Source organism: Paenimyroides tangerinum (assembly GCF_003865405.1).
Classification (GTDB): Bacteria; Bacteroidota; Bacteroidia; order Flavobacteriales; family Flavobacteriaceae; genus Flavobacterium; species Flavobacterium tangerinum.
In genome coordinates this window covers 69423-94615 of record NZ_RQVQ01000012.1, presented here as the reverse complement: position 1 = coordinate 94615, position 25193 = coordinate 69423, and the positions used below count along the sequence as shown (strand labels likewise).

Genomic DNA, 25193 nt, shown 5'->3' with positions numbered 1-25193 from the left:
TGGTGAAAGTGATCACCTAATTCTGGTTTAACTTGACCATGTTATTCTGGTTAAAGTGACCAGTGTAAAAAATGGTTTTTAAAACATATCAAAAAGTTAGTTTAGCTAAAAACAAAATGGCAAACCACAAGATAGATATGTTGCAAATCAAACAATTATTACGACTTCACAGCAACGGAGAAAGCAAACTAAGTATAAGCAATCGTTTAGGACTTTCCCGCAACACAGTACGCAAGTACATTGGGTTATTTCATGCGTATCAATTGACTTTTGATGAGTTATCAGATTTGAGTATTGAAGAAGTAGAAGATTTGTTCGAAACACGGGAACTTTTACCTGATAGCCGCGAAAGTGTGGCAAAAAACTTCTTTCCTTATGTATCCAAAGAACTTAAGAAAACAGGTGTAACGCGCTATTTACTTTGGCAGGAATACAAAGAAAAATATCCCGAAGGTTACTCTTACGCTCAATTTTGTCATCATTATCGCAGTTGGAGTTTACGAATCACTCCTTCTTATCACATGGAACACAAGGTTGGTGATAAGATGTTTGTGGATTATACAGGTAAAAAACTTTCTATTATAGACCGAAACACTGGCGAAATACAAGAAGTTGAAGTTTTTGTAAGTATTCTTGGATCAAGTAGGTTAACATATGTAGAGGCTTCATTAAGTCAAAAGAAAGGAGATTTTATAGCAAGTTTAGTGAACACTTTGGTCTTTTACGCAGGTGTTCCTGCAGCTATTGTACCCGATAACTTAAAATCGGCGGTAAAGAAAAGTCATCGTTACGAACCAGAAATTGCCGATAGTTTACAAGATTTTGCACTTTATCACAATACCACTATTCTTCCAGCCAGGGCGTATCATCCCAAAGATAAGGCTTTAGTAGAAAATGCAGTAAAAATAGTTTACCGCCGCATATTTGCACCTTTACGTAACAAGCAATTTTTTGACTTAAAAAGTCTAAATGAAGCCATTTTCGAGCTTTTAGAAATCCATAATAATCAACCTTTAAAAAAAGAAAAAATCTCTCGTAGAGCACTTTTTGAAGAAATAGAGCGGTCTGAACTAATGCCTTTACCCGAAATACGGTATCAGCCTAAAGATTTCAGTCGAGGTACAGTTCAAAAAAACAGCCATGTATACTTAGGTAAGGATAAACATTATTACAGTGTTCCTTTTGCCTATATCGGTAAAAAAGTACAGCTAATGTATAGTCAAAATGTGGTAGAAATATATCACAAAGAAAGAAGAATTGCCTTTCATGAAAGGATTTATGCCAAACATAGTTATACCACAAAAAAAGAGCATATCCCTTCTTCTTATCAGTATCTATCTGAGTGGAATCCGAACAAGTTCATTAGTTGGGCTCGTACTATTGGCGAGCATACAGAGCATTATATAGCTAAAGTGTTAGAAAAAAAACAACATCCCGAACAATCCTATAAATCGTGTACAGGCATCTTATCATTGGCTAAAAAGGTTGGTGAAATACGCCTAGAAAATGCTTGTAAACGGGCAGCAGATTATGGAAAATACAATTACAAAAGCATTCTAGATATAATAAATAAGGGATTGGATCAATTCCATGAAGATGATTTCTACCAAGAAAATAAATTACCAAAACACCGAAATATCAGAGGAGGAAAATATTACGAATAATTAAATAATTTAAAAAGAAAACAAATGAATCAGAACACCTTAGACAAAATGAAAAACCTTAAGCTTTATGGAATGCATAGGGCTTTTACAAGCACTTTAGAATTAGGAAGTGCCTCTTATACCAACGATGAACTAATCGCTTTTTTAATTGATTCGGAGTTCGATGATAAAGAAAACAGAAAAGTTGAGCGATTGATAAACACAGCAAAATTTCGATACAAAGCTTATATGGAAGAAATTACGGTAAGCGTTACCAGAAATCTTGATAAAAACACCATTGCAAGACTTACTTCCTGCGATTTTATCAAACAGAAACAAAACATCCTTGTAACAGGTTCAACAGGTGTAGGGAAAAGTTTTATTGCTTCGGCAATAGGTTATAAAGCCTGTATGAATGGGTATAAAGTGATGTATTTTAGCGCAGGCAAATTGTTTGCGAAACTGAAAATGGCAAAAGCAGATGGATCGTATCACAAAGAAATAGATCGAATAGAAAAGCAAGATCTTATTATTTTAGATGATTTTGGTTTACAATCATTAGACAGTCATAAACGTGATTTTTTTATGGAAATTATTGAAGACCGCCACGGAAAACGCTCAACCATTATTGCTTCCCAACTTCCAGTAAGTGCGTGGCATGATGTAATCGGAGAACAAACCATTGCTGATGCAATACTCGATAGAATGGTACACAACTCCATGCGAATAGATCTTAAAGGAGAATCACTTCGAAAGAAAAATGCAACCACTGAAAAAAAATAAAAAACGAAATAATAACACCTTATTTTTTGTACTTTAGTTACAACTTTTTGACCGTGTTTTGAACCTCATTTACACTGGTCACTTTAAACCAGAATACACTGGTCACATTCACCAGAATCTACAGCCAGAGAACAGACACTTAAATATTCTAAAAGATGAAATTATAACTTTAACTAATGAAAAATCAAAACAACTAGATCCTAATAAATTGAGACGTGTAGCGGTATGGGATCAAGAAAATGAGCAAGTAATAGAGCTTATTACTAACCAATTTACTTGGACTACAAACACCATTAGTGAGCTTTATAAAAGTAGATGGATGGTGGAGATATTCTTTAGAGATTTAAAACAACTTTTACATATAAAATCTTTTGTTGGTACCTCGGAAAATGCTGTAATGATACAAATATGGACGGTACTTATTACTATTTTAATACTAAAAGCGTTACGTGCACAATCAAAATTCAATTGGCATCTATCCAATTTAGTGGCTTTTATAAGATTAAACCTCTTTGTGAAGATTGAACTAAAAAAATGGCTTGATAATCCACTAAAACAAGTAGAAAAACCACCTCCAAAATCAATACAAGGGGTTATTTTTTAAAAATTATCGAAATATAACATGCAACCTACTAAAGTCGGAGGATATTTTATGCATTAAATTTATTTAGGACACTTTTGAATGATAATAATATGTTTCAGGCTCTCCTTGTTCGTTAGTTTGAGCTTTATAAAGGATTAAATTATTTAAATCTAATGAGCCAATTGAATCCAACCAGAAAGCTCTTCCCCTATCTTATTTTGAATTTGATACATATAATTCCCGACAGGTAATAAAGTGTTGTCATCTAACTTTCCGCTCCATTCTGTTGTGTAATTTTTATTTTCATAAACTACATTTCCAAATCGGTTATAAATTTTTAAATCCACACCACCAAACGAACTCAAATCTAAAAAATCATTTGAACCATCTGCATTTGGAGAAACTTCTTTTTGAATCTTACACAAATTTCTATTTGAGAAAATTATATTTCGACTCATCTTACAACCTGCTTCATTTGTTAAAGTAACATTGATATTATTTTCAATTTTAATTAAATTTTGAAAATCAGCTAGTTTAAGAATCGTACTTTTATTCTCTATTTTGGTATTATTAATAGTCCAATCATAACTTACAATAGGCGAAATTGATGTTACTTTGAATTTCGTTTCAATATAAAACTCATAATTTTGACAATAAGTTATTAAATCAAAATCTAAACCTTCAGTAATTCCAATATCGATTTTAAATTGTCTTTTAGGATTGCTTTTATCTTGAGTAAAAACATATGATTTAGAATTTAGAGCATCAAACTCAGCATTCCAAGAACCTGCAAATCCAGTTTTTGAAATACTAGGCAATTCAATTATTTCTCCTTTACAAACTTGAGTTGGCAAATCAAAAACTAATTCATCTCTATAAATAGTTACATCATCAAGTAACAAATAAGTTTCTACTGGTTTTCCTTCGGTCAAAATTTGGTAATTTGTATCCTTTGTACTGAAAAAATTACCAATCAAAAAAGCGTCTAAATTTGGTTTGGTAGCAACGAATTCAAAACTCATCAAGGTCCATTTATCTTTTTCTGTAATTGGTTTACCCGAATAATTTACATCTGGTTTCAACGGAATTGGGTCAACGTTTGCAAATGTTTTATCCTTATCATTGATAAAAACTAAGCCAATATTGTTCGAAGCTGTATTTGAAAAATCAGATAAACAAACATAAAATTGAATCACGTAAGGAGAACCGACAACCAAAAGTTCAGATAATTTTCCACGAACATATTCACGATAATCTACAGATTCTGTAAAAACATTTGAGAAACCAACAAAGTTATTCCCCGTTCTAGGTTTCTGTCCAGCAAAACTATCGTTTAATGGATTCATAATACATTTTGTTGACAAAGTTGTACTGAAGGCGTCAATTGAACCTTCGCTTCCCGAAGTCCAATTATACATAGGAAAATTTCCTTTTGGGTAAAAATAGCATCGTAATTTTCCATTATCTTCTTCAAAACTAGGATTCAAAACTAGATTTTTTTGAGAAAAAGCTTGATTAAAGGAAATCAAACATAGAAAAAAAAATATCTTTTTCAACATAAGTTTTTTTGATTTATCATAACAAAATTAACAATTTAAAAACAAAAAAAAGAAGATATCTCAATATTTAGAAATTTCTTCTTTTAAAATCAATTTGTAAATAATAATTCAAAAAGTTAATTGAATATAACCTGTAAATTTTTCTCCATTTCTATTTTGAATCAGATAAAAATAAGTTCCAGTAGGCAAATCTTTACCAGAATTAGATTGACCATTCCATTCGTTTTTGTAGTTTGATTTTTCGTAAACTACGCTTCCATAACGATTAAATATTTTTAAATCAACGCCTCCAAAAGAAACCAAATCTAAATATTCGTTTAGACCATCTCCGTTTGGCGAAATACCTTTTTGAATTTTACAGAAATCTTTTCCTAATATTTGAATTTCCTTTGTATGTAAACAATCATTCGAATCTGTAAAAATGATTTCAATGGTATTTAGTTCTAGTAATAAATTTGAATAATCAGAAAGATTGATTTTATTTCCAGTTTCAGAAATAGAAGAATTATTGATTAACCAATTAATATCAATAATATCTGTTAATGAAAAATTATTTGGAATGAATTCAACATAATATTCATTATTCTCACAATAAAAATTAAAATCTAATTTTAATTGCGGATAAACAACCACATCTAAAGTTATCTGCTTCGAACAATCTCCAGAATCTCTTGTAAATGTATAATTCTGTGAATTATACGGGTCAAAATCAGGAGACCAAGTTCCTGAAATTCCGTTTGTAGAAATGGTTGGTAAACTAAAATTTAAATCAACTTCACAAAATGGATCAATTGGATCGAAAGTAGGTGTTTTTTCAATCACAACTTCCATAGTAACAGTTTCGGAACAGAAAGCTTCATTAGGTGTAAACGTATAAATTGTTGTTTGATTTGGATTAAATACTGGACTCCAAGTTCCAGAAATTCCATTGTTAGAAACAGTAGGCAGGCTTTCTATATCTGCAACATCACAAAAAGGTCCTATTTGTATGAATTCTGCTTTTTCACTAATAATTATTGTCATTTCTGCAGACAATCCACAAGAAGAATCTGACACAAAAGTATATGTTGTAGTTTGATATGGATTAAAGGCAGGACTCCACGTTCCAGTAACTCCATTTGCAGAAACAGTTGGTAAATTAAAATTTAAATCTATTTCACAAAATGGTTCAATTTGATCAAATATAGGAACTTGTTCAACAACAATATGTAATCCTACTGGACATATATTCGTACTAGGCAAAAATGAATAAGTTCGTGTTTGAGTTGGGTCAAAAGCTGGACTCCAAGTTCCTGTAACACCATTATTAGAAACTGTTGGTAGACTTGTAATTGTTGCTTGTCCACAAAATGGTCCAATAGGGGAAAACTCAGGTGTAATACCAACCCTTACAATCATTTCCGTGTTAAGTGCACAAGGTAAATTAGGTATAAAAGTATATGTAGTTGTCTGGTAAGAATTAAATTCTGGAGTCCAAACCCCTTCCAACCCATTATTAGAAATTGTAGGTAATCCATCTATTTCTGCAACTTCACAAAAATAACTAATTTGAGTGAAAGTTGGAAGCATTTGATTTGCAACAACAATTGTCTTCGTATAGGTTCCATAAATTGGATTATTAGGTGTAAAAACATATGTTGTTGTTTGTTGATTATTTGGAGCTGGAGACCAAGTTCCAGAAATACCATTAGTTGAAACTGTAGGAAGTGTCAATGGTGTACCTTTGCATATAATATTTTGTAAATTAAATTCAGGCAGAAAATTAGAATAAACTTTTATGTCATCTATTAAAATATAAGCTGTACTAACACCATAAACCTGGACTGCTGGTATATTAGAAATGTATGGATCATCGGAAAAAATACCGATAAAAAAAGCGTCTAAATTTGTAACAGTTGGAGTATAATCTAAAGTAATTTGATACCAATTATTCAAATTGGAAATAGAAGCACTTGATATAGCATCTGCATCTAAAAAAACTATTGGATCTCCTGGAGTAACACTGATTACAGATAAATTGTTTATAAATTTTATGCCTAATTTATTCATTCCTACATTAGAACGATTGCCCAAACAAACATTAAAAACAATTTTATAAGGAATACCAGGTTGCAATGGCTGAGATATTTTCCCTCTTATATATTCTCTATAAAAACGTTCAGAATTCAGATTAGGTTGAAAATTTAAAAGAGCTATATAATTATTTCCTGCAAAAGGTGGTTCAAAAGTAGTAGATGTATGAAGAGATGAAGTAACGCAGGCAGCATTAAGCGTATTTGAAATCAAATCAGGACTTGTTAATGCAACTGTTTGCCAATCCACTAATGGAAAATAATTAGTCTGATAGTAGTCACAATTCAAAATCCCATTTGTTTGTTCAAAACTCGGATTCAAAACCAAATTTTGTTGCGCATTTGCTTGAAATAAAGAAAATATGGATAATAAAAGTAATAGTTTTTTCATAATTTAATAAGTTAAATGAATGTAACCTGTAAATTGTTCTCCGATATTAGTTTGAATCTGATAAAAATACGTTCCAGTTGGTAAATTTTTACCAGAATTAGTTTGACCATGCCATTCGTTTTTGTAATTTGATTTTTCATAAACTACGCTTCCGTATCTATTAAATATTTTTAAATCAACTCCTCCGAAAGAAACTAAATCTAAATATTCGTTTAAACCATCTCCGTTTGGAGAAATTCCTTTTTGTATTTTACAGAAATTTTTTCCTAATACTTGGATTTCTTTTGTGTGCAAACAATCATTTGAATCTGTAAATATGATTTCGATAGTATTTATTTCTTGTAATAAATTTGAATAATCAGATAAATTGATTTTACTATCCGTTTCAGAAATAGAAGAATTATTGATCAACCATTGAATATTTGTAATTTCTGTAAAGGAAAAATTGTTTGTAATAATTTCTACAAAAAATTCATCATCATTACAATAAGAAAATAACTCAAATTTTAATTGTGGATGAACTACAACATCCAAGGTTGTTTCTTGCATACAATCTCCCGAATCTCTTGTAAATGTATAAGTCAGCGAATTATACGGATCAAAATCTGGAGACCAAGTTCCTGAAATTCCGTTTGTGGAAATGGATGGTAAACTAAAATTTAAATCTATTTCACAAAAAGGTTCAATGACATCAAATGTTGGATTTTTATCTACAATAATTTTTTTAGTGATTGTTTCAACACATTTAGTATCGTTTGGTGTAAACGTGTAAGTAGTTGTCTGATTTGGATTAAAAATCGGACTCCAAGTACCTTCAATATCATTGTTCGAAATAGTTGGCAAAGCTGTAATATTTGGAACCTCATCACAATATGGACCAAAATCATCAAATTCGGGAATCACAACTGGTTTAACTACAATTGTAATTTCATAATTTGGTAATCCAACTTGATTTGGAGTAAAAGTATAAGTTGTGGTTTCTTGATTGTTTGGAGCAGGAGACCAAGTTCCGACAAAACCATCTTGAGAAGTAGTTGGCAAAATTAAATCATCTCCTTGGCAAATTAATTCTTCAATATCAAAAACAAGAACAGCTTCAGAAATCGAAACATCGTCTATTATATAATAAGCTTCCAAATAACCTTCGTTGTCAATGACTTGATGATTTGTATCTGCAGATTCAAAAAAATTACCAATAATAAAAGCATTCAAATTTGGAGTTGTAGCAGTATATTGAAAAGATAATAACGTCCAATTGTCTCTATCGGTAATTGGCGAACCAGAATAGTTAACATCTGGAACCAAAGGAATTGTTGTAATAATAGGGAAAATTGGTTCTGTATTATTGATAAAAGCTAATCCAATATTATTCATGCCTGTATTAGCATAGTTTGTCAAACAAACATAAAACTCAATATTATAAATTGTACCAACAACTAAAGCTTGCGATAAACGACCTCTAACATATTCACGATAATTACTTTCACCTAATCCATTAGTAAATGCCATATAATTATTCCCAGTTCTTGGTTGTTGAAACGCTGTGATTGGATTTAATGGATGCATTTGACAACTAATTGCTAAAGTTGAACTATAAAAATCAGTAGTTGCAGTATTACCTGAACTCCAATTTAGCACTGGAAGTATTTGACCTCCATAAAAAGAGCAATTCAAAACTCCGCTCATATTTTCAAAACTCGGATTTAAAACTAAATTTTGTTGTGCATTTGTTTGATTTAATACAAACATTGAAATTAATAGTAATAGTTTTTTCATAAGCTCTAGTATGTTAATTGAATATAACCTGTAAACTCTTCTCCAATCTTGGTTTGAATCTGATAAAAATAAGTTCCGCTTGGTAAATCTTTACCTGAATTAGATTGTCCTTTCCATTCATTTCTGTAGTTTGATTTTTCGTAAACTACACTTCCGTATCTATTAAATATTTTTAAATCAACGCCTCCAAAAGAAACCAAATCTAAATATTCGTTTAAACCATCTCCGTTTGGAGAAATTCCTTTTTGAATTTTACAGAAATCTTTTCCTAATATTTGAATTTCCTTTGTATGTAAACAATCATTCGAATCTGTAAAAATGATTTCAATGGTATTAACTTCTTGTAATAAATTTGAATAATCAGATAAATTGATTTTATTTCCTGTTTCAGAAATAGAAGAATTATTGATTAACCATTGAATATTTGTAATTTCAGATAACGAAAAATTATTTGGAATGAATTCAATATAATATTCTGAATTATCACAAAACAGATTAAAATCAAAATTTAATTGCGGATAAACAACCACATCCAAAGTAACCTCTCGTAAACAATCTCCAGAATCTCTTGTAAATGTATAAGTCTGTGAATTGTACGGATCAAACTCAGGTGACCAAGTTCCTGAAATCCCGTTCGTAGAAATTGTTGGTAAACTAAAATTTAAATCAACTTCACAAAATGGATCAATTGGATCGAAAGTAGGTGTTTTTTCAATCACTATTGTTTTAGTAATTGATTCATTACATTGCATATCGATAGGAACAAACGTATAAGTTGACGTTTGATTTGGATTAAAAGCTGGAGACCAAGTTCCTTCTACTCCATTATTTGAAATTGTTGGTAAGTTCGTGAAATTTGGAATTTCATCACAATACGGACCAAATTCATCAAATTCTGGAATTAAATTAGGTTTAACAATTATTGTTTTTTGAATCTGTTCTAGTAGTGGATTATCTGGCGTAAATACATAAGTTGTTGTTTCTAGATTATTTGGAGCAGGAGACCAGCTACCTGAAACACCATTATCTGAAACATTAGATAACTCAATTACATCTCCTTCACATATCTCTTCAATAAAATTAAAAATTGGAACTAATACATAGATGTTAATATCATCGTACAACAAATAATTAACTTGATACCCAACGGTGTCAACTAACTGAATACCAGTGTCTTCATCACTTAAAAAGTTACCTATTAAAAATGCATTTAAACCAATTGTTGTTGGAATATAAGTAAATGATAACAAAGTCCAATTTTCTCTATCAACAATTGGAAGATCCGAATAGTTCACGTCAGGAACCACTTGAACTTGTTGAACTGTTTGATAAATAAGTTCATTATCGTTAATAAACTTCAAACCAATATTATTCATACCAGCACTTCCCTTATTTGAAGAAGATAAACAGACATAAAATTCAATCTGATAAATAATTCCAGGAATTAAATCTTGCGATAGCTTACCTCTAATATATTCTCTATATTTATTGTTAACATTTGTGGAAAAAATATTAATTGTTCCTACACAATGATTTCCGGTTTTAGGACCTTGATTAAAAGCAAAAACATTTGATATTCCATTGTTACAGTTTGTATCAAAAAGAGAACTTATTAAATCTGGTGTAGTTAAAGAACCTGATCTCCAATCCACTATTGCATTGTCTTCTCCAACAATTAGTCCACAATTAATTGGTGAAATAGAATTTTCAAAACTTGGATTTAAAACTAAATTTTGCTGCGCATTAGATTGAGTTAATGAAAATATAGATAGAAAAAATAGAAGTTTTTTCATAAGTTAATATGTTAGTTGAATATAACCTGTAAATTGCTCACCGATATTGGTTTGAATCTGATAAAAATACGTTCCGCTTGGTAGTTGTTTTCCTGTTTTAGATTGACCATTCCATTCATTTTTGTAGTTTGATTTTTCGTAAACTACGCTTCCATAACGATTAAATATTTTTAAATCAACGCCTCCAAAAGAAACCAAATCAAAATATTCGTTTAAACCATCTCCATTTGGTGAAATACCTTTTTGAATTTTACAGAAATCTTTTCCAAATACTTGAATTTCCTTTGTATGTAAACAATCGTTAGAATCCGTTAAATGATTTCAATGGTATTTACTTCTTGTAATAAATGTGAATAATCAGAAAGATTGATTTTATTTCCAGTTTCTGAAATAGAAGAATTATTGATTAACCATTGAATATTTGTAATTTCTGATAACGAAAAATTATTTGCAATTAATTCAACAAAATAAGTATCATCATTACAATAAGAAAAAAACTCAAATTTTAATTGTGGATAAAGTACAACATCCAAGGTTGTCTCTTGCATACAATCTCCCGAATCTCTTGTAAAAGTATAAGTTTGTGAATTGTATGGATCGAATGCTGGGCTCCAACTTCCTGAAATTCCGTTTGTGGAAATGGACGGTAAACTAAAATTTTCATCTATTTCGCAAAATGGTTCAATAGGATCAAAAGTAGGTGTTTTATCAACTATAACTTTCATTGTTACAACTTCTACACAAAGCTCCTCATTTGGTGTAAAAGTATAAATACCTGTTTGGTTTGGATTAAAAACAGGTGACCAAACGCCCACAATACCATTATTTGAAATACTAGGTAACTCAGTTATATTTGGAATTTCATCACAAAATGGTCCAATCTCATCAAAATCAGGTACTAATGTAGGGTTAACAACAATTGTTTTTTCAAAGGACTCAAGATTAGAATCAATTGGAGTAAAAGTATAAGTCGTTGTTTGTTGATTATTTATTGTTGGAGTCCAAATTCCTTCAACTCCATTTTCTGAAACATTTGGCAAAACCAATTCATCACCTTGACATATTTCATTTGGAATATTAAAATTGATTTGTATATCAAAAATAGATACATCATCAATTAAGAGATAAAATCTTCTCAAAGAAGTAGAAGTTAACATTTCAAAACTAGTTTCGTCATCGGGAAAAAAATTTCCAATAATGAATCCATCTAAATTTGACACAGTTGGACTATAAGTAAAAGAAAGTAAAGTCCAATTATTATAATCAGTAAAAGGAGCTCCTGAATAGTTTAACTCTGGTTGCAACGGAATTATTGTAGGATTAAAACTAAGTGTACTTGCATCATTTATAAATTTTACTCCAATATTATTACTTCCGGCCGTACTAAGATTTCCCAAGCAAATATAAAATTGAACTCTATAAGTAACACCTATTTGTAAAGGCTCTGATAATTTACCTCTTATATATTCACGATATTGAGGTTCATAATATGATTCTTCATTAACAATTCCAGCATAATTATTACCAGTTAATGGAGGTTGATTAGCAAAATTAGGATTTAAAGGATGTAGATGACAGTTTAAAGCTAAAGTAGAGCTATAAAAATCAGGACTAGCATAGGAACCAGCTTTCCAGTTTTGAATTGGGCTTGCTTGCCCTAAAGCATAAACTGAACAACTAAGAGGTCCAGAAGTATCTTCAAAACTTGGATTTAAAACCAAATTTTGCTGCGCTTTTGTTTGACTTAAAGAAAATATAGATAGTAAAAATAGAAGTTTTTTCATAAGCTTTAATAAAAATGTATTTTTTATAAATATACCATTTTGCTAAATATATAAAACAAAAAGTTAAATTTTAACAATATTTAATTAAAAAAAGAAATATATTATTTATTATTAATAGATAAAACTTCATAAATCACACTAACACATCTAACACTAAAATAATTGTTATTTTTACATTTTTAAGAATCTATTTATGAAGAATATAATTTTGATATTTCTCCTATTTTTTATTTCACAAATAGGAACTTGCCAAGAAGATTTAGAAAACTGTTTTAGAGTTGATGATTTATCAGTTGAAGATCGTAATTATAGATATCCTTTTGATAAAGCATCAAAAATTCTGTTTACTTCTTTTGATGATGATCTTAAAAAGCTAGATTTATTTGAATACGAAAGAGATGAAGAACAAGAAAGATATGTAGTTGGAGAAATAATGCAAATTTATTTTGCCTTTTTAAAAAAGAATAAATCAAAATACAACCCTGAAATGTTTAACGAAAAAGTTGAACTTTCAGAAACTCAAAAAAATGAATTTACGGATTTAATTTACAACTTCGGAAACAATCATAAAGATGCATTATTGCGGTGGGGTGCAAATTGTTATAGACCAAGAAATGCTATTTTGTTTTTCGATGAAAACAACCAATTGTTTGAATTCATTGAAATTTGCTTTGAATGTAATCGCTATAAAAAGGATAGTTTTAAAGTGGATCTAAATATCAATTGCGGTGAAAAACTTTCTTTACTAAAAGATTTATTCGAGCAAGCTGGAATTGAATATGGAATAAAAAAACAGTTGTAAAATAAAATCTACAACTGTTTAAACTTAAAATTATTAATCTTCTCTACTTCCGTCATCAGCCATTCGAACCATTTTAGGAGTGAATTTTGCAACCACATCAACCAAATCTTTTTGCGCTTCCATAACTTGATGAATATCTTTATATGCCATTGGCGCTTCGTCTAAACCTGCTCCAATTAAAGTAACATTATGATCTTTTAAAATCGATTTAAAATCCGAAGTCGAAATTTCTTTTTTAGCTTGTGTTCGACTCATTTGTCGTCCAGCTCCGTGAGAAGCAGATTGAATAGCCTCAGTATTTCCTTTTCCACGAACTAAAAATCCAGGTGCGGTCATGGAACCAGGAATAATTCCCATTACATCTTTACTCGCCGGAGTTGCACCTTTTCGATGAACAATCACTTCTTCCCCATTCCAAGTTTCTTTCCAAGCAAAATTATGGTGGTTCTCCACAGTTGCTAAAACTTCAGCTCCCAAAGCTTTCGCCATTTTTTGATGTATGATTTGATGACAGGCCGATGCGTAATCTCCAGCTAAATTCATTGCCAACCAATATTCTTGACCTTCAGTTGAGTTTAAATCGAAATAAGCTAAATTCTTTGCTTCTTGCGGAAGCTTACAAATTTTCTTGGCTAATTGTGTATAATGACCAGCAATGGTTGCGCCAAAACCGCGAGAACCAGAATGCGTTAACAGAGCTACATAAGTTCCTTTATCAATATTTAAAACCTCATCACGTTCTGCAAATTCAATAATTCCGAATTCAACAAAATGATTTCCACCACCCGAACTTCCCAATTGTGCCCAAGCTTTATCTTTTAAGTTTCGCAACAAATCATTTTCCTGAAATAACTTGTTTTCCAAAACTTCATGGTCTGATTTGTATTGACCTCGAAAACCATTTCCGGCACCAAAATTTGATTGAGCAATTAATTCACGTTTAAACTTAGCTTGATTTTCTAAGAAAAACAATTCATCAATATTGTAAACCGAAAGTGCCATTCGACAACCAATATCAACGCCAACGCCATAAGGAATTATCGCATTTTTAGTTGCTAAAACTCCGCCAATTGGCAATCCATAACCTTGATGCGCATCGGGCATTAATGCACCTGCTACCGAAACGGGTAATTTGATTGCAGTTTGCATTTGTTTTAAAGCACCTTCTTCGATATGTTCGCCTCCGAAAATCTGAAATTCTGTTGGCGATTCATTTAACGGAATAACATCTGTTTCTAAGGATTTTTGCAATTGTATGATTTGCTGAGCTAAATCATAAAATTCGGATTCTTTCGGTGTAAATTCAGGTGTTTCAACCATCTTTTTTAATTGAGATAAAACTTCACCTTTATTTAAATTTCCTTGGTAGTTTTCACAAAATTGTAAAACGGTACCTAAAATTATATTTTCTTCAAAACCTATTCGCAATAAGTCTTTTCCAGATATTTTTTTCATTTTAATTATATATTTTTAATCTTAGATTTACGACTAATTTTTCAACTAATTCCATATTGGGCTTTTCTTGAAATGATGTTTGCTCAGCATATTGAGAAATTTCGTTCATCAAATTTTCGGCTTTAGCTAAAACTTCATCATAAGTATAAAATCCAGATTTAATTCTTAGAAGTTCCTCTCTATTCGAAACTTCTATATTTAATTTATTTTCTTTTAAAATTCCTAAAGCCATTTCGAGTAAACGAATCGTGTGCATCATATTTTTGGCATCATACCCTTTCTTATGGTTTGCATTATTTTGATAGCGTTCTTCATTTCGCTTTTCCATCCAATCCCAATATTCACGGTATTTTTTACAATACGATGAATATGCATCTCGATGAAACATTAACATTGAAATGGATTTATCGGATTTTGAAATCGAACTCATTTGCACATCATTCACGTTATCATCACTAACAATTCCACGATATTGAACATTAGCGTTCGATTCAAACAAATGATACATATCTTTAAAATGTGGAATTTTAGTTAAACCAAAATCGGATTGATTTTTAGAATTCATTTTCAGCCAATCTGAAAACAAAATCGATTCGTTATCCACTAAAATATAACAAAAATCCAAAATCGATTTACGTTTCTTATCCATCGGCTCAAACATTTTCTTATTCAAACCTGTAGCTTTTTTTATTTGCGAAAAAGCATAACCTACAAACGTATCTTTTATCAATTTTGACAAAAAATTTTCCATCTTAATTTCTTTCATCAATTGGTGTTTAACCAAAATATGTTTTTCCGGAGTTGCGAGCATCTCTAATATATTCGGATTGTTTTTTGAAAGCAATTCTATAAATCTTCCTAATTCGTAATAAACGATATCATTGGTTTCATTGCTTACTTGCGGAATGTATTCTAATCCGTAAAATAAATCTTTAGGTAAATAAAAAACACCACGTATATCGGTATCTGAATTCTCTGTCGCCAAACCATAAGCTCTACTTCCTGACACACATTCAAAAAGTATTAAATTATGTTGTTTTAAAAAATCTATCGTTAGCATTTGTGACCAGTTTTAAATAGTTTGATTCTAATAAATCTTCATTGAAAGCTCCTTTTCGTTTCGTTTTTGATGCCGTTGAAATTTCACGATACAAATCGTGTAAGTACAAAAACAACACAGTACTTAATTGTATAAAATCGCTTTCAACACCTTTCCCTTTTATTTCAATTAAATCAATAATTTCGGCTCTTAAAGAATCATCTTCAACCAAAAACAATAGTTTATCAATTTGCATTGGTGGATAATGATTCATTTTTAAACAATATTTAGCTGATAATAAAGAACGAATCACATAAAAGAAAGTTTTCAATTTTATTTGTTCTGAATTTAGCTGTAGAATTTGTTTTTTTACCAATCCTAAATAATGATGAACAACAGTTTGTTGACAAAAAAAATCAGGTAATAACTGTAAAATTGAATTATAATACTCTTCTTGCCTTGTATAAAAAATTGGTGATTGCATCCATTCAAACGGAGTTGCATTTGAAGCATAAAGGTGCTTTAAAAACTTGCGTAAATCCCAACCATTGATATCCAGTTCGTCATTTATAGGAAAATCGAGAAATTCATTTTTGGAATTGATACGCAGATAATCTTCAAGCTTACGCACGTAAATAAATCGAACATCAAAATCGCTATCCATTGAAGGAAATCCCCAAGCGCGACTTCCAGATTCAAGAGCAAAAAGTATTTTTATATCATATTCTTGTTCTATTTCTTTTAATTTATTCTGTATGATTTTTTTCATAAGTATTTGTTTTATTTGATTTTTAAATAATCTACTCGTTCTGAACATTACAAAGATGCATACACAAGTGCGTAGTATAAATACGTAGATAAAAAATATTTTTATTATTTAAACCAAAAAACTAAAAATCAATGCATTAAACATTTGTAATATTTCATTCAGCAAATTTATTAGTATAAGTACGCAGATATATTGCGCAATAAAGTTTTATATTTGTATGAAAATCAATCAGAAAAAGTATGGCAACCAACAAATCCGCATTAATTCGATACAAAACCATTGATGAATGTTTAAAAAACAAATACAGAAAATGGACTTTGGAAGATTTAATAGAAAAGGTTTCCGATGCACTTTATGAATTCGAAGGAATTACAACAGGAGTTAGCAAACGAACCATTCAAGGAGATATTCAATTTATGAGAAGTGATAAATTGGGATATAACGCACCGATTGTTGTAGAAGACAGAAAATTTTATGTTTATAGCGATAAGAACTATTCCATTACAAATTCACCTATAAAAGACGAAGATGTAGATAAAATGAAAGAAATTGTTTCGTTATTAAAACAATTTAACGGTTTTCAGTTTTTTGATGAAATGACGGAATTGATAGCAAAATTGGAAAATAACATTTACAAATCAACACTAAAAACACCAAATCACATTCAGTTTGAAGACAATAAACAACTAAAAGGAATTGAACATTTAAATGGATTATATCAAGCGATTTTACACAAAAGACCACTTTTAATAGAATATAAATCTTTTAAATCCGAAGAAGCTAGAAAAGATATTTATCATCCGTTTCTTTTAAAAGAATACCGAAATCGTTGGTTTTTAATTTGTAGAAGCAACAAAGGGAAGCTTTTAATTACTCTGGCTTTAGACCGAATTGAAGCTTTTTATGAACTTGATAGTAAATTATTTAAAGAAAACGTAGAAATCGATTTTGAACGATATTATAGCGAATGCATTGGCGTAACAAGAAGTGAAAAAGACCGTCCACAGAAAATCATTCTAAAGTTTGACTCTCGAAATGCGCCTTATGTCATTACAAAACCGCTACATCACACACAACAAATTATTGAAAATGGTGAAAATGGTTTGATTATTCGAATAGATGTAATTCCGAATTTTGAATTAGAACGTGAAATTTTAGGATTTGGAGAAAACATCGAAATCCTTGGCCCTAAACGTTTGAAACAACAGATTCAAAGAAGAATTACTAAAAGTTTTTTGAAATTCTGATGTAAAAAATAAAATAAGAATACTAGCACAAAAAACATCATAATGCTTTTTGAATTAAAAAAATATTTACATTTACTTGATTTATAACAACATAAAAATATTACAAATACAAAAAATTAATTTTCATTTTTAAAACAAACCCAATCAATAATTAAAAAATAGTAGTTCTAAATGTTATAAAAACAAAATATTCAACACATATAAATTGGATCGGTTTAATTGATAAAAAAACAATCTTAAAAAATTTTTGATGAATTTAAAAAGCGAAACAAATGAAAAACTTAATTTACTTAGTGCTTTCATTGTTTGTTCTAACAGCTTGTTCAAACGATGATAATGATGTAATTGCAAACGATGTGCAATTTACTACCGTTGGAAAAAACACCCTTCATGGAGGCGAGAATATTCCGCAATCAAATTTTGTTTTTAATAATGAAACGGATTGGAATAATTTCTTAATTCAGGTTAATGCGATTAATGATGTAAGTGGAACTTTTAATGAAACTGAAATCGATTTTACAGCGTTTACAGTGATTGCTGTAGTTGATGAAGTTAAAACATCTGGTTCACAAATCAGCATCATCAATGTTATGGAAAATACAAACAACATTCAAATAGCAAAAGAATTAACGATCTATTCTACGACTGTGATTAGCCAACCGTTTCATATTATAAAAATACCAAAAACGAACAAACCTATAATTTTTAATTAAACGTAAAAAGGAAATTTCGATATTGAAATTTCCTTTTTTATATATATCAGTAAATAGAATTTTTTATTAAAGTTCTAATATTACCACTTTGGTTTATCATTATATTCTCTTAAATCTTTACCAGAATATCTAGTATATTTTGAGTAAAAATCATCAAATTGCAATTCCATTTTATTCAAGTAATCTTTATAAATGGTATCATAATTAATCAACATTGCTTTATAAATAAATTTATTATTTTTTATCCTTGCTTTAGAATCTCCAAATTGTGAATTCATTTTTTCTATATTTTGTAATAATTTTAAAGCTTCTGTATTTTGGTATGCAGCAATTGCTCTAGTTAAATACAAAATAATATCCTCATCTACATAATCTTCACTAACTAAATTCTCATAGTTTTCGTTATAATAATCTTGTAATATTTTATAAAATCTATCATCTGGAAATTGTTCAATTCCTTTAAAAACCCAAATTAAACAATATCGCTCTTCATATTTCTTACTAAAAACTTGATTAAGAAAATTTACATCTTCTTTTTTATTAAATTTACTTAATGCAAAAGAATTTATAAGCTGTTTATTACAATCTTGAGTATAAGATATTGCTCGATTTTTTATTAACTCATAAAACTCTTCATCAGGTTCAATATCACGAATCATAGAATTAGAAATATCTAAATATGGATGTTGCAACAAAACTGTTCTAATCAATTGTTTCTTTTGAATTGGAGATAATCCATTATCTTCATTTGCTTTCATAATCATTAAACTCGAAATTTGGCTATTATTTAAAATATCTTCATCAAACCAAAATTTAACACGAGCAGTATCGGATAAATGATTTAAAAGCAGATTAAAATACTCATATTCCTGTCTATCTACTATTGTTTGATAAGCAATAATACGTAACATTGGATATTTACAATCCATCAATTTTTCTAAATCTTGAATCGTTGCGTGTTTTGTAAGGAAACTTCTTGCAACAGTATCTCTTGAAGGTAAGTAATTATCACCTAAAAGACTTTTTAAGGAGGGTCTTAATTCACTTTGAAAATCATCAACATCTTGATTAAACTTTTCTTTTTTACAAAAAAAAAGAAAAATGAAGCTAAAAACAGTAAGAATATTTTATACATAAATTTCTTAAAAAGAATTATTCTAAAAATAATAAAATTTCTTTTAACATCAACAAAACAAACATCTAATTACATTTAGTATTCAAAATACTTAACAAACAAAAAAGGAAATTTCGCCATTGAAATTTCCTTTTTTGTTTTAAATATTATTGTAAATGCAATTTAAAATAATCTGCAATTTTAGCATTTAAATGAATTCTGTCTTTACCTGAAACATTGTGCTCATGTGTCGGATATAAGAAATAATCTACTTGTTTACCAGCCTTAATACAAGCTTCGATAAATTCCATACTGTGTTGTTGCACCACAACAGGATCTTGCGCTCCATGAATCATTAACAATCGTCCTTCAAGATTATTAACCTTGTTCAAAGTATTTGTCAACGCATAACCTTCTGGATTGTCTTGAGGCGTATCCATATAGCGTTCTCCATACATTATTTCATACCATTTCCAATCGATTACTGGACCACCAGCAACACCAACTTTAAATGTTTCTGGATAATTCAACATCAATGAAGTTGTCATAAATCCACCGTAAGACCAACCATAAACACCAATTTTATCAGCATCGACAAACGATTTAGACTTTAAAAACTCAACTCCTTTCATCTGATCTGCCATTTCATTCTGACCTAAATTACGGTGAATAACTTGTACGAAATCACGATCTCTTGCATCACTACCTCTGTTATCTAAAGTAAACACAACAAAACCTTGTTGCGCCATATAATAATCAAATAACGAAGCTCCACCTAACCATTTATTTTGAACCAATTGTGCGTGTGGACCACCGTAAACATAAACCATTACTGGGTATTTTTTATTCGGATCGAAATTAGCTGGATAAATAATTCGACCATTCAAATCTGTTTTTCCATCTGCTGCTTTTATTTTAACCATTTCCATTGTTGGAAGTTCTGCAACTCCTTGATATGGATTTTTTGAGTCAACTAAAGTCGTTTCTTTTTTAGATTTTGAATCTACAATAGCAATCTTATTTGGAGTTTCTATATTTGAGAATTGATCATAAAAAAATGTTTTATCATCGTTAAATTTCGCATTATGAAAACCAGAACCCGTTGTTACTTGAGTTGTTTTACCCGATTTTAAATCAACAGTAAATAATTGACGATCCAAACCATTATTAGTAACTCCGATATAAGAAACTGAATTTCCTTTGGTATCAAAATCTAACAAATCTTTTACAACTACATTATTGTAACCTAATTTTTTGATTAATTTTCCATTCGTATCATATAAATACAATTGGTTATAACCGTCTTTTTGAGATTGATATAAAAATTGTTTTCCGTTTGGAAGAAATGTTAACGGATTTTGTGGTTCAACCCATTTTGTAGATTTTTCTTCAAATAAAGTTGAAACAAATTTACCGTTAGAAGCATCATATTTATTCAGTTTTAAATGATTTTGATCACGATTTAAAACCCCGATATAGATATATTTCCCAGACGGATCCCAAGTGATTTGAGTTAAATATTGCTCTTTTGGTTCACCTGTTTGAATAGTAATTGTTTTACCTGTATTTACATCATAAACATTCAAAGTAACCTCTTCACTTTTCATACCTGCCATTGGGTACTTCGTGTTTTTTACTTCAGCAATTCGTGTATCAAATTGAACCAATGGATAATCTGTAACCATGGTTTCGTTTTTCTTATAAAAAGCCAATTGATTTGCAGTTGGATTCCACCACATTCCACGGTCAATTCCAAATTCTTGGCGGTGTGTATAATCACTTCCGTTTAAAAAACCAGCAGCATCATTTGTTATCTGAGTTACTTTTCCGGTTACATCAGTGATATAAATATTGTTGTCTTTCAACCAAGCCATAACATCACCTTTTTCAGAAACTACTTGATTTAATCCACTTCCATCCATTTTAAAATAAGAAACTACTTTTTTAGAAGGAATATCGTAAGTAATCACATAATTAGATTCAGCTCCTGAAGCATTAAAAACCAAGGTATTTGAATCTTTCCATTGATAATCATACGGAAAAATTCTAAGTTTGAATTGCTCATCTTTAATTGAACCGTTCAGAGCGTCAATCAAATCCGATTTCGAAATAAGAATCGATTCACTCCAATTATTTGAAGCATTTCTACTCATTAAATTTTGATACGTTTTATCTAAATATGTAAGATTTTTTGCATCTTTCCATTGCGGTGCAACCATGTTTTCAGGAGCAAAAGTGGTGTAACTTCCAGAAGTTGCTTCTTCTATAGTTAAATTACGTTGTGCAAAAGTAAATTGACTTGCAATAATAAATGCAAAAAGTGTTATTTTTTTCATTTTAATACGATTTTGGGCTAAGGTAAATATCCTATTTAAATTGCGCAAATTTTAAAGTTAGAGTTTCTATAAAGAAAAAGCCCAAAACAAATGTTTCGGGCTAATTTTTTAAAAAACTATTTTAATTCTTTAATTTCATTGATATCGTTTCGTTTTCTCAAACTGAATATAATTCCTCCAATAATTAATAAAAACATAATAATACTCGAAATTAATGCAATTGTACTTCCTTTAGAAACCACTTCAGGTTCAAATTTGAATTCTATGGTATGTTTTCCTGGCGCTAATTTCAAAGCTCTTAACACATAATCAACTTCAAACATTTGAGTTTCATTACCATCAACTGTAATTTTCCAACCTTTAGGATAATACATTTCTGAGAAAACGGCTACTCCTTCGTTTGTATTATTACTTTCGTATTTTAAGTAATTTGAACGTGAATTAACTAATTTAATAGTAGCTAAACTATCAACTACATAATTCGTTTTAAAAGTTTCTGTCGTTTTTCCTTGCTGAACTAAAGCAACTTTTTTGGTATTTACTTTAGATAATTCAATCATTATTTCATCTGCAGTTGGAAGCGTTTTAACTTCAGAAACAAACCAAGCATTTCCGTTAGCATCAGGATTCTGTAATGAAATTGGACTTTGATTTTCATCTTGTGAAATAATGTATTTCACATTAAACATATTCAAAATCTCATAATTCTGTTTTGTAATCTGATAATCATATAATTCCTGAATCTTCTTAGGTTTAGCTGCATGATATCCGCCTAAAGCTTGATGAAAGAAAGATGTTCTTCCGCTGTTAAACGGACTTTGCATATCAAAAACTCTAAAATTAGATTTATCCTTTTGGATATTTTCATCAACAATTGTCTTTGGAAATGGATTTTTAACTTGAGAAGCCGCTACGAAATTAGATTTGTTAACGTAATTCCAATCAATCATGACCAAATCAATAATCATAACAGCACCGATAATAATCAAAGTCAATTGCTCAGATAATTTTTCTTTAATAAAGAAATATAAAACAGCAACAGCAATCAAGATTAAAAATAAGGTACGAATCAAATCAGAAACGTACAAAGATTGTCTGTCTTCAATTAAGGCTTTAACAAAACTTGGTCCGATTTCGCCGTAAGCTTGTACAAAATAACCGTCTTTACCTCCTTTGAAATCTAAGAATAATTTACAAGCAAATAAGAAAATGATGATTGCTCCAGAAGTAATTCCTGATTTTTTTAGACTATCTAATTGTTCTTCTTTTGAAGATTTGAAAAAACTAGCTAATCCAATAATCGCTAAAGCTGGAATACATAATTCGGCAATTACTTGAATTGAAGTGATTGCTCTGAATTTGTTGTACATCGGAAAATAATCAATCATAAAATCAGTTAAAGGGAAATTTTTTCCCCACGATAATAAAATTGAAATGACTGCACCAGCTACAAATATATATTTGAACTTACGTTTTTCTGCAAAAAGAGCTAAAATAAACAAGAAAATAACAACTGCTCCAATATAAGCAGGTGCCGCAACAATTGGTTGGTCTCCCCAATAAGTCGGAGCTTGCTTAGTGAAACCTTCCACATCAGATTGTGGCGCACCTAATGAAGTAATAAATTCACCAATATTTGAGTTTACTCCAACATCTTCTGCATTTCCACCACCTAATAATCTTGGAACAAACAAATTAAATGTTTCAAAAACGCCGTAACTGTACTCAGTGATATATTCGTGAGACATAGCATTATCTCTATCTTTCGCTGTTCCGTCAGGATTGAAAGTCAATTCGCTTTTGCTTCTTGTACTTACTTCTGCATATTCAGCAGTTGCTAATAAATTTGTTGCATTAGCTCCAACTGTTAAAATCCCAGAAACAATAAAAATTCCTAAAATTTGAGCTAATGATTTAAAATCTTTCTGTTTGATGTAAACGACTGTATAATAAATAGCTACAATAGCTAATAAAAACAAAAGATAATACGTCATCTGGAAGTGATTGGTGCTAATTTCGAGAGCTGCAGCAATTGTAGTAAGTATAAAACCTGCTAAATATTTCTTTCTAAAAACTAAGAAAACTCCGGCTAAAACCATCGGCATATAAGCAATCGCATGTGCTTTTGCATTATGTCCAGCACCGATAATAACAATTAAATATGTAGAAAAACCAAAAGCTAAAGCTCCAATAAAAGCTTGTAATGGTTTGATTCTAAAGCATGATAATAAAATATAAAAACCAATGAAATAAATGAAAAGATAATCTGCTGGTCGCGGTAGAAAACGAATAAAACTATCTAATTGCTTGATGTAATTATGTGGATATTTTGCTCCCAATTGATAGGTTGGCATTCCACCAAACGCACTGTTATTCCAATAAGATTCTTCTTTATAGGTTTCTCTAAAATCAACTTGTTCTTTAGACATTCCAGTATATTGAACAATATCAGATTGAAAGATTTCTTTTCCTGAAAGTACAGGAGAAAAATAAGCTAAAGCAATAAATATAAACCCGAATATCGCAAGAATATGCGGAATATAGTTCTTTAAATTTTTCATTAACTAGTTTTTAAAAAATGTATGCTAAAATAGCAATAATTGCGGAAGATTTATAAAATTGCGACATAAAAAAAGCCTTACAAAAAATGTAAGACTTTAAAATTTTATTGTAATCATTGTTTTATTTAATCTCTTCAAATTCAATATATTCACCAACTTTCTTTTTTTCTCGAGGAATACCGTTGTCAAATTTTTTACTTTGATTTTCTCTATTTGAATATGTATCTTCTTCTTGTGTATTTTGATTGTAATAATCTTGAGCTCTCTGTTGAAAGCTTTCTCCGGCCTTATTAATTGCTTTTTTGATTAAAATAGGTCCAAAAAATCGAAATGCGAATTTAAAGAAATACCATATCGCAACGATAATGATAAGTGTTTTCAAAAATGCCATGTGATAAATTTTATATTTAAATCAAATATACTATTTAAATTGAATTTATGACTTATCGAAATTCTTAAAAAAAGTATAAATTATTAGAAACTTTTTCTTCAATCATCTAATTCTAATTTAAAAAAAAACAAATTTGAAAATTACTCTTCAGCGTAGCGTTCCATTTCTCTGTCATAGAATTCACCTGCTAATTTGATAAGTATTTCCATTTCTTCAGAAACTTCATCTTCTTCATTAGCTTCAATATCTTCTAAAAATTCAACTTCGTCGTTTTCCAAATTAACTAAAAAACGTGGAAAATCTAAATGGATGATAAAAATATCATCTGGGAAATCTGTGTTATCTGCTAAAACGAACTTTGGTAATTCCATATAATAAAATA

General features: G+C 29.9%; 20 protein-coding genes. 6 read left to right on the top strand and 14 right to left on the bottom strand.

Annotated elements, in window-relative coordinates:
- Positions 1–71 precede the first annotated feature (71 nt).
- The 3 genes from istA to EG240_RS06945 are packed head-to-tail and all read left to right on the top strand — an operon-like array spanning position 72 to position 3030.
- Positions 72–1664, top strand: coding sequence for an IS21 family transposase (gene istA, locus EG240_RS06955; protein WP_235830343.1), 1593 nt, complete (start codon positions 72–74; stop codon positions 1662–1664).
- Positions 1665–1688: 24 nt separating this feature from the next.
- The gene (istB, locus tag EG240_RS06950; RefSeq protein WP_125018675.1) at positions 1689–2426 is read left to right on the top strand and encodes an IS21-like element helper ATPase IstB; all 738 of its coding nucleotides are present in this window, start codon (positions 1689–1691) and stop codon (positions 2424–2426) included.
- Between the two features lie 58 nt (positions 2427–2484).
- Positions 2485–3030 (top strand): transposase, encoded by a 546-nt coding sequence (locus EG240_RS06945; RefSeq protein ID WP_235830342.1) that lies wholly within the window; start codon positions 2485–2487, stop codon positions 3028–3030.
- Positions 3031–3179: 149 nt separating this feature from the next.
- Here EG240_RS06945 and EG240_RS06940 read toward each other — a convergent pair whose 3' ends face one another.
- From EG240_RS06940 to EG240_RS06915, 6 genes are all read right to left on the bottom strand, one after another.
- Positions 3180–4496: a T9SS type B sorting domain-containing protein gene (locus tag EG240_RS06940; protein ID WP_158612001.1), complete on the bottom strand. Its 1317-nt coding sequence runs from the start codon at positions 4494–4496 to the stop codon at positions 3180–3182.
- A gap of 180 nt (positions 4497–4676) precedes the next feature.
- Positions 4677–7031: a gliding motility-associated C-terminal domain-containing protein gene (locus tag EG240_RS06935; RefSeq protein ID WP_125018673.1), complete on the bottom strand. Its 2355-nt coding sequence runs from the start codon at positions 7029–7031 to the stop codon at positions 4677–4679.
- Positions 7032–7034: 3 nt separating this feature from the next.
- A complete protein-coding gene (locus EG240_RS06930; protein ID WP_125018672.1) occupies positions 7035–8807 on the bottom strand; it encodes a T9SS type B sorting domain-containing protein in 1773 nt (590 codons plus the stop codon).
- 5 nt (positions 8808–8812) lie between these two features.
- Complete coding sequence (locus tag EG240_RS06925) at positions 8813–10600, bottom strand: gliding motility-associated C-terminal domain-containing protein (RefSeq protein ID WP_125018671.1); 1788 nt, start codon at positions 10598–10600, stop codon at positions 8813–8815.
- A gap of 3 nt (positions 10601–10603) precedes the next feature.
- Positions 10604–10849: a gliding motility-associated C-terminal domain-containing protein gene (locus tag EG240_RS06920; protein ID WP_262674644.1), complete on the bottom strand. Its 246-nt coding sequence runs from the start codon at positions 10847–10849 to the stop codon at positions 10604–10606.
- A 62-nt stretch (positions 10850–10911) separates the two neighbouring features.
- The gene (locus tag EG240_RS06915; RefSeq protein WP_125018669.1) at positions 10912–12384 is read right to left on the bottom strand and encodes a hypothetical protein; all 1473 of its coding nucleotides are present in this window, start codon (positions 12382–12384) and stop codon (positions 10912–10914) included.
- Positions 12385–12577: 193 nt separating this feature from the next.
- On the opposite strand from EG240_RS06915, the gene EG240_RS06910 reads away from it, so the two are divergent.
- Positions 12578–13186, top strand: a complete 609-nt coding sequence (locus tag EG240_RS06910; RefSeq protein ID WP_125018668.1) for a hypothetical protein — start codon at positions 12578–12580, stop codon at positions 13184–13186.
- Between the two features lie 33 nt (positions 13187–13219).
- On the opposite strand, the gene EG240_RS06905 is transcribed toward EG240_RS06910, so the two are convergent.
- From EG240_RS06905 to EG240_RS06895, 3 genes are read right to left on the bottom strand one after another with little or no spacing between them, the layout of a single operon-like run.
- Positions 13220–14641, bottom strand: a complete 1422-nt coding sequence (locus EG240_RS06905; protein WP_125018667.1) for an RtcB family protein — start codon at positions 14639–14641, stop codon at positions 13220–13222.
- Position 14642: 1 nt separating this feature from the next.
- A complete protein-coding gene (locus EG240_RS06900) occupies positions 14643–15701 on the bottom strand; it encodes a nucleotidyltransferase domain-containing protein (protein WP_125018666.1) in 1059 nt (352 codons plus the stop codon).
- Positions 15670–16449 carry a nucleotidyltransferase domain-containing protein gene (locus EG240_RS06895; protein WP_158612000.1) on the bottom strand — a complete coding sequence of 260 codons (780 nt, stop codon included), beginning with the start codon at positions 16447–16449 and terminating at the stop codon, positions 15670–15672. The genes EG240_RS06900 and EG240_RS06895 overlap by 32 nt, the downstream gene beginning before the upstream one ends.
- 239 nt (positions 16450–16688) lie before the next feature.
- On the opposite strand from EG240_RS06895, the gene EG240_RS06890 reads away from it, so the two are divergent.
- Together EG240_RS06890 and EG240_RS06885 are read left to right on the top strand one after the other, a co-directional pair.
- Complete coding sequence (locus EG240_RS06890) at positions 16689–17696, top strand: helix-turn-helix transcriptional regulator (RefSeq protein ID WP_125018664.1); 1008 nt, start codon at positions 16689–16691, stop codon at positions 17694–17696.
- 272 nt (positions 17697–17968) lie between these two features.
- A complete protein-coding gene (locus EG240_RS06885) occupies positions 17969–18409 on the top strand; it encodes a hypothetical protein (protein WP_125018663.1) in 441 nt (146 codons plus the stop codon).
- Between the two features lie 80 nt (positions 18410–18489).
- Here EG240_RS06885 and EG240_RS06880 read toward each other — a convergent pair whose 3' ends face one another.
- From EG240_RS06880 to EG240_RS06860, 5 genes are all read right to left on the bottom strand, one after another.
- On the bottom strand, positions 18490–19338 hold the full coding sequence (locus EG240_RS06880; RefSeq protein ID WP_125018662.1) for a hypothetical protein: 849 nt from the start codon (positions 19336–19338) through the stop codon (positions 18490–18492).
- Between the two features lie 352 nt (positions 19339–19690).
- Positions 19691–21859 (bottom strand): S9 family peptidase, encoded by a 2169-nt coding sequence (locus EG240_RS06875; protein WP_125018661.1) that lies wholly within the window; start codon positions 21857–21859, stop codon positions 19691–19693.
- A gap of 116 nt (positions 21860–21975) precedes the next feature.
- The gene (locus EG240_RS06870; RefSeq protein ID WP_125018660.1) at positions 21976–24420 is read right to left on the bottom strand and encodes a YfhO family protein; all 2445 of its coding nucleotides are present in this window, start codon (positions 24418–24420) and stop codon (positions 21976–21978) included.
- Between the two features lie 121 nt (positions 24421–24541).
- Positions 24542–24811, bottom strand: a complete 270-nt coding sequence (locus tag EG240_RS06865) for a DUF4834 family protein (protein ID WP_125018659.1) — start codon at positions 24809–24811, stop codon at positions 24542–24544.
- A gap of 140 nt (positions 24812–24951) precedes the next feature.
- Positions 24952–25182 carry a hypothetical protein gene (locus EG240_RS06860; RefSeq protein WP_125018658.1) on the bottom strand — a complete coding sequence of 77 codons (231 nt, stop codon included), beginning with the start codon at positions 25180–25182 and terminating at the stop codon, positions 24952–24954.
- Positions 25183–25193 lie beyond the last annotated feature (11 nt).

Bases quoted from the DNA above. Each gene is read 5' to 3' on its own strand.
- istA (WP_235830343.1), top strand. From the start codon at position 72: ATGGTTTTTAAAACATATCAAAAAGTTAGTTTAGCTAAAAACAAAATG.
- istB (WP_125018675.1), top strand. From the start codon at position 1,689: ATGAATCAGAACACCTTAGACAAAATGAAAAACCTTAAGCTTTATGGA.
- EG240_RS06935 (WP_125018673.1), bottom strand. From the start codon at position 7,031: ATGAAAAAACTATTACTTTTATTATCCATATTTTCTTTATTTCAAGCA.
- EG240_RS06930 (WP_125018672.1), bottom strand. From the start codon at position 8,807: ATGAAAAAACTATTACTATTAATTTCAATGTTTGTATTAAATCAAACA.
- EG240_RS06925 (WP_125018671.1), bottom strand. From the start codon at position 10,600: ATGAAAAAACTTCTATTTTTTCTATCTATATTTTCATTAACTCAATCT.
- EG240_RS06915 (WP_125018669.1), bottom strand. From the start codon at position 12,384: ATGAAAAAACTTCTATTTTTACTATCTATATTTTCTTTAAGTCAAACA.
- EG240_RS06910 (WP_125018668.1), top strand. From the start codon at position 12,578: ATGAAGAATATAATTTTGATATTTCTCCTATTTTTTATTTCACAAATA.
- EG240_RS06905 (WP_125018667.1), bottom strand. From the start codon at position 14,641: ATGAAAAAAATATCTGGAAAAGACTTATTGCGAATAGGTTTTGAAGAA.
- EG240_RS06900 (WP_125018666.1), bottom strand. From the start codon at position 15,701: ATGCTAACGATAGATTTTTTAAAACAACATAATTTAATACTTTTTGAA.
- EG240_RS06895 (WP_158612000.1), bottom strand. From the start codon at position 16,449: ATGAAAAAAATCATACAGAATAAATTAAAAGAAATAGAACAAGAATAT.
- EG240_RS06890 (WP_125018664.1), top strand. From the start codon at position 16,689: ATGGCAACCAACAAATCCGCATTAATTCGATACAAAACCATTGATGAA.
- EG240_RS06885 (WP_125018663.1), top strand. From the start codon at position 17,969: ATGAAAAACTTAATTTACTTAGTGCTTTCATTGTTTGTTCTAACAGCT.
- EG240_RS06880 (WP_125018662.1), bottom strand. From the start codon at position 19,338: ATGGATTGTAAATATCCAATGTTACGTATTATTGCTTATCAAACAATA.
- EG240_RS06875 (WP_125018661.1), bottom strand. From the start codon at position 21,859: ATGAAAAAAATAACACTTTTTGCATTTATTATTGCAAGTCAATTTACT.
- EG240_RS06870 (WP_125018660.1), bottom strand. From the start codon at position 24,420: ATGAAAAATTTAAAGAACTATATTCCGCATATTCTTGCGATATTCGGG.
- EG240_RS06865 (WP_125018659.1), bottom strand. From the start codon at position 24,811: ATGGCATTTTTGAAAACACTTATCATTATCGTTGCGATATGGTATTTC.
- EG240_RS06860 (WP_125018658.1), bottom strand. From the start codon at position 25,182: ATGGAATTACCAAAGTTCGTTTTAGCAGATAACACAGATTTCCCAGAT.